The organism is Oscillibacter sp. ER4, assembly GCF_000765235.1.
GTDB classification, from domain to species: domain Bacteria; phylum Bacillota; class Clostridia; order Oscillospirales; family Oscillospiraceae; genus Hominicoprocola; species Hominicoprocola fusiformis.
In genome coordinates this window covers 1-5405 of the sequence record NZ_JPJG01000025.1, presented here as the reverse complement: position 1 = coordinate 5405, position 5405 = coordinate 1, and the positions used below count along the sequence as shown (strand labels likewise).

Annotated in this window: 5 protein-coding genes and 1 pseudogene; 4 read left to right on the top strand and 2 right to left on the bottom strand. The window is 51.6% G+C overall.

Going from position 1 to position 5405, the window contains the following annotated elements; translation table 11 throughout:
• Positions 1 to 76: 76 nt before the first annotated feature.
• A pseudogene (locus NI20_RS15625) lies at positions 77 to 193 on the top strand (manganese catalase family protein); the annotation flags it as partial.
• Here the strand turns inward: NI20_RS15625 and NI20_RS15620 are convergent.
• A complete protein-coding gene (locus tag NI20_RS15620; RefSeq protein ID WP_369699395.1) occupies positions 148 to 1785 on the bottom strand; it encodes a recombinase family protein in 1638 nt (545 codons plus the stop codon). The pseudogene NI20_RS15625 and the gene NI20_RS15620 overlap by 46 nt on opposite strands.
• Positions 1786 to 1857: 72 nt before the next feature.
• On the bottom strand, positions 1858 to 2055 hold the full coding sequence (locus tag NI20_RS0104395) for a hypothetical protein (RefSeq protein ID WP_033120239.1): 198 nt from the start codon (positions 2053 to 2055) through the stop codon (positions 1858 to 1860).
• 322 nt (positions 2056 to 2377) lie between these two features.
• Between NI20_RS0104395 and NI20_RS0104390 the strand changes: the two genes are divergently transcribed.
• From NI20_RS0104390 to NI20_RS14985, 3 genes are all read left to right on the top strand, one after another.
• Positions 2378 to 3331, top strand: a complete 954-nt coding sequence (locus NI20_RS0104390) for a DUF6076 domain-containing protein (RefSeq protein ID WP_033120238.1) — start codon at positions 2378 to 2380, stop codon at positions 3329 to 3331.
• A gap of 73 nt (positions 3332 to 3404) precedes the next feature.
• Complete coding sequence (locus NI20_RS0104385) at positions 3405 to 5141, top strand: AAA family ATPase (protein WP_081958373.1); 1737 nt, start codon at positions 3405 to 3407, stop codon at positions 5139 to 5141.
• A 20-nt stretch (positions 5142 to 5161) separates the two neighbouring features.
• Positions 5162 to 5323, top strand: coding sequence for a hypothetical protein (locus NI20_RS14985; protein ID WP_156108554.1), 162 nt, complete (start codon positions 5162 to 5164; stop codon positions 5321 to 5323).
• Positions 5324 to 5405: the final 82 nt, after the last annotated feature.

The following is a 5405-nucleotide window of genomic DNA, read 5'->3' as shown; positions in this document are numbered from 1 at the left end:
CACCTGGAACAAAGCCGCCAACACCCTCACCATCCACTACCGCCTCGTCCTTTAATCGTGCTCATTTTATGGTTAATTGGTATATGGAGGCCCGGACGGCGAGCTCGGCGCGTCGCTGCGCTACCTCTCCCAGCGCTACTCCATGCCCTACCCCGAGCTCAAGGGCCTGCTGACCGACATCGGCACAGAGGAAGCGTCATGGCCCCCAATTTTGGCACGGTATTTTTCCAGTCCGTCCAGCACATAGACCCATTTGGCGGGCAGCAGATTGAGCGCCACCTCTACCCTGCCGTTCCGGTACACGGTCATCTGTTGGAGGAGGTGCCCGTAAAAGTCGTCGTCCGCCGTGCGTCCGCTGACGATGCCTGTGATGGCGGCGCGGATGTCCGGTTTTAGGGTCTGTGTGTCGGTGTTCAGCGTCTGCCGCTGTTTGATCGCGGCGATTTTCTCCTGCACCCGGTTCATTTCACTTTCACAACGGGCTTTGGCGCGCTGATAGTCAGCCTTGGTGATGCTCTCGTCGAAAAAGCGGTCATGGATGGTGTCGTTGCGGGCTTGCAGCTTTTCAAGCTCCAATTCCAACCGCCGCAGCTCCTGCTCGCCGCTGTCCTCACCGGACGCCAGAACGCTTTCCACAACGCGGGCGAGGTTCGATATGATCGCTTTCTTATCCAGCGTCACGGCGTTCACGGAGCGCCGCAGAAGATCCATGGCGATGTCGTCCCGGATCTGCCGCCCGACGCTGCATCCGATGACATTTCCTGCGCCGTCTGTGCGCCGCAGGCCCTCGTTGGTGGCGGTGAAGCAGCACCAGCGATAATAGGAGCTTCCGTCCTGCCGCTTTTTGGTGCGGTGAGAGAAGCTTTTGCCGCACTCACCGCAGCGAATTTTGCCGGAAAGCGGATAGCGGTTGCCGTGTCCGCCGCAGCCTGTCGCGCGGTTGCGGCGGGAGAGTTCCCGCTGCACCGCCTGCCACGTTTCGCGGTCGATGATGGGCTCGTGGTGATCTTTTAGTTCTACCAGCGGTTCCTTGCCGTGGTTGTACTTCTTTTCGTGCGTCAGATAGTCCGGCGTGTAGGTCTTTTTCTGGATCAGGTCACCGCAGTATTTTTCATTCTTCAGGATCTTAGTCACGGTGGCAGACGACCAAAGGCAGTTGCCCTTGCTGCTGAGAATCCCGGCCTCCCGCAGCTCCCGCGCGATGGTGCTGCACCCTTTGCGCTCTTGCAGGTACTTATGGAAGATGAGCCGGACAACTTCCGCGCCCTCCGGGTTGACGGTCATTTTGCCGCCGATCACGTCATATCCCAGCAGCGAGCCGCCAAAAACGACGCCCTTCTCCATGCTGCGCATCTGTCCCCATTTGGAGCGTTCAGAGGTCCTTCGGCTTTCGTCCTGTGCGAAGGAACTCATGATCGTCAGCCGCAGCTCCCCATCGTTGGTGCGGGTATCCAGGCTGTCATTGAGAAACAGCACGCCTACACCGCGCCGCCGCAGCTCGCGGGTGATTTGCAGCGCGTCCACCGTGTTGCGGGTGAAACGGCTGACCTCCTTGGTCACGATCAGGTCGATCTGTCCCAGCTCCGCCGCGTGGAGCATTTTATTGAACTCCACGCGCTTGTTGGTCGATGTGCCGGAAAATCCTTCGTCAGCATAGATGCCTTGCAGCTCCCAATCCGGCTGGCGCTGGATGTACTCGCGGAAATACCGCTGCTGCGCTTCAAAGGAATTTGCCTGGTCTTCCTTATCCGTGGATACGCGACAATACGCTGCTACTTGTAACATAAAAATTCCTCCTTTTAGTCGTATCATACGATACAGAATGTGCCTTTGCAATTGTGTGAATAGCGAAAGGCATTATTCCTTTACAGATTTTGATTTTCCTGTATTTCTTGTCTGCTCTTCTAATTTTTGTACGCAGTTCCTACACTGCATTTCGTTGAGGAAGCCTTGCCGCTGCAAGGTGAGCAGGACGGCTCGCTGGTATGCGAAAAGAAAGTCCTGCCCGATCTCGTCTGCCGCCTGATTATGCAGCAGCTCCGGTTTGCTTGCCATCCTGCTCCCCCCTTTCCTTGAAACTATGCGGAGAGACCGGTGAACTTGTTGCCGTTTTCCCGGAAGCGGTTTCCTGCCTGACGGAAACTCAATTTCTGCTCCTTGGCACGCTCGCGTCATCAGACGGTCATGGCCTGCTTCCCCGAAAGAGAAACGCTCCGGCGGTCATTCAATTTTGTGGAAGATCGTTTGCATCGAATTTCAACTTCCACAAAAATGATAGCAAGCGTTGACGGAGATTTCAATATGTGGTAAACTATTCGCGTGACAAATGATTTACCACACACGATGCGGAGCTGTGTCCACGAATGGAGGAAAAGCCTTGAGAGCCTTGTATTGCTTGAGTTTTGGCCCAAAAAAGGAATATGTAGAAACGGATTTCAAGCCCGTGGAATATCGTCTTGGGACAACCCTTATTGCCTTTTTGTCCACAGATTTCGCTTCTTTACGGGCGAAATTACTGGTGCGAACAACGCCCATGATGGAAAATCAAGCCATTACCGAGATCAAAAATGCGCTGAGCGCGATCCATCCTTTCGGGGAACGCTTTGTGCAGTCCCTCTTTTTTGAAGAAAAGCTGGCAGACGTGCTTGATGAACGCATGGAAGGTTTTGAGAAGCTGCAAAAGGAACTCTCCGCCTTTGCAGATGCCGTGCTCGTGCCGGACAAATCTAAGTTGAGCGCCAAGCAGCGTTTGGCGCTCTATATGAGCCGCGATTTTCAAGCTGCCACAGCGATCGCCGGTTTGGATCTGAAGATGCGCGCAGAACGAAAGCTGTATGTAGATGAGCAGAATTTTGATCCGGTGTTGGCGGCAGACCACATTTCGACGCCACCAAAATCCGTCCGGTTTGCCCGCATCGAGGGCTCGGACGATTTGGGCGCGACGCTGCTGACAGAACTGCTGGAGATGGTCGAGCAAGGAATTGAATTGAAAAAGTGTGAATATTGTCATCGTTACTTTATCCCGTTCTCTTCCAAAGCTCTTTATTGTGATCGGTCAGTCGGTGATACCGGAAAAAGCTGCAAAGAACTCGCAGTCAAAGAGAAGCATGAAAAGAAAATCGCTGCCGATGATGGCTTAAAGCTCATCCGGCAGCGGATCAAAACCTATGATATGCGTGTTCGCCGTACTCCGGCTATTTACACAGATGCCGCATTTCAAATCTGGAAAGCACAAGCGGAGAATGCACGAAACCGCTACGTGAACGGCGAATTGACCTACGAGGAATTGGCCGCTCTCACACAGCTCCCTAAGAAGAAAGGCGAAAAATAGACGAAGAAAATGCGAAATATTTGCGTATTTTTCTTGTCCTTTGCGTATACTGTGATATAATAAAGGCGAGGTGATGAGCGTGACCTTAAAAGAATTGCGTATTTCAAAAGGGCTGAATCAGGCCCAATGTGCGGAATACCTCGGTATGTCCACACGCAACTATCAGAATTACGAAAACGATGCCGCAAAAGCAAATACAGCCAGATACCATGCGATTTATCAAAAGCTGGAAATCTATGGTCAGCCTGTTGTTACAGCCGCTGTCCCCTCACAAATACCTGAGTTTTATACGAATGTTGTCACGGGTACGGGCTTGCAGGCGCTGGCAAACAGCGTGGCAAAGTACGGTAAGCGTGACTGCTTCAGCACCTTACAGAAGTTTGTGAACGGCTCCTATGATGGGAAGATCTGTATTTTATACGGTCTCCGCCGAACCGGAAAGACAACACTTCTGTTCCAAATGCTTTCCGAACTGCCCATAGAAAAAACGGCCTACATCAAGGTGCAGACCACCGATGATATGTCACGGCTGACAAAGGACTTGAAAGCTCTGTATGAACTGGGCTATCGGTATGCGTTTATTGATGAAATTACACTCCTGAGCGACTTCATCGACACCGCTGCCGTGCTTTCCGATGTGTTCAGCATGATGGGCATGAAAATCGTTGTTTCCGGTACGGACTCTCTTGGTTTCGCTATGGCGAACCGCGATGAACTGTACGACAGAAGCGTGACGATCCACACCTCTTTTATTCCCTTTCGGGAGTATGCGCGGCTCCTGAACATCCGTTCTGTCGATTCTTATATTGAATACGGCGGAACACTGAAAATGGAAAATATGAGCTTTGACGATCCGGATGCCGCCTTTGACGAGGTCGCGTTTCGGGACGATGAAAGTACCCGGAAGTATATTGATACCGCCATCAGCCGCAACATTCAGCATACACTGAAAAACGACCATTACGGCGAATACTTCAATCAACTGCGGGAACTTTACGAAAAAGGCGAACTGACCAACGTCATCAACCGCATTGTGCAGCACATGAACCACCGGTTTGTGCTGCGCGTGGTGGAGGACGAATTTAAGTCCCATGACTTTGGCTCCGCAAAGGAGCTGCTTCTGCATGATCTCCCTGCGGAACGGGCGACTGTTCTCTATGATGTCGATGAAAAGCAAATATTGGAGCGCCTGAAGGCCATTATTGAGGTCAAGGAAAAGAGTGAAACAACCGTCCCGATCACGCAGGAGCATATCGACAAAGTGAAGAAGTATCTGCTTATGCTGGATCTGATCGTCAACTGTCCGGAACGGTATGAAAGCGGTAAGCAGGCAGAGCATTTCGTCTTTTCCCAGCCCGGTATGCGCTATGCTATCGCAAAGGCTTTGGTCTACTCCCTGATGCAGGATGTCTATTTCGCATCGATTTCCGAAGCAGATAAGGCATATATCACAGGAAAGATTCTGGACGATGTAAAGGGCCGGATGCTGGAGGACATTGTTCTGCTGGAAGTCCGCAAAACCGCGCCCAGTACGATGGAAGCGTTCAAATTCAAGTTCGATGCCGGCGGCGAGTTTGACATGGTGATCTATGATAAAACTAATCAAAATTGCCGCATTTATGAAATCAAGCACAGCACCGAGGCCAACGAAAAGCAGACACTTCATCTGCGTGATGCAGAGAAATGCCAAATCGTTGAAAAACGCTTTGGCCCGATCAGCGGTAAATTCGTTCTTTATCGCGGAAAAGATACGTTTGCCGAGGGTGTTCAGTATTTGAATGTAGAAAATTTCCTGTGTGGTCTGAAGTAACTTTTTGAGGGGGATTTATCATGAACTATATTTTAAAGCAGTTCGATGAACCGTTGGTTAAATTCTCCGCGACAACAGATACCAGTGAGCCGGAGATCCAAATCCTTTGGACAAACGAAGAAAAAGCGGCATTTCTGCCGCTTGATCTGACGCTGACGCCGGACGGATTGAGCCGATGTTAGCGCCGGGCGGAATTAGCCATTCCGGGCCGGGCGGAAATCGCCAATTATGGCCGGATGAAAATAGCCAATCATGATTTCATGA

What these genes read in the sequence shown, in the direction of transcription:
- NI20_RS15620 (WP_369699395.1), bottom strand. Translation starts at nt 1,785, where the DNA reads ATGTTACAAGTAGCAGCGTATTGTCGCGTATCCACGGATAAGGAAGAC.
- NI20_RS0104395 (WP_033120239.1), bottom strand. Translation starts at nt 2,055, where the DNA reads ATGGCAAGCAAACCGGAGCTGCTGCATAATCAGGCGGCAGACGAGATC.
- NI20_RS0104385 (WP_081958373.1), top strand. Translation starts at nt 3,405, where the DNA reads ATGAGCGTGACCTTAAAAGAATTGCGTATTTCAAAAGGGCTGAATCAG.
- NI20_RS14985 (WP_156108554.1), top strand. Translation starts at nt 5,162, where the DNA reads ATGAACTATATTTTAAAGCAGTTCGATGAACCGTTGGTTAAATTCTCC.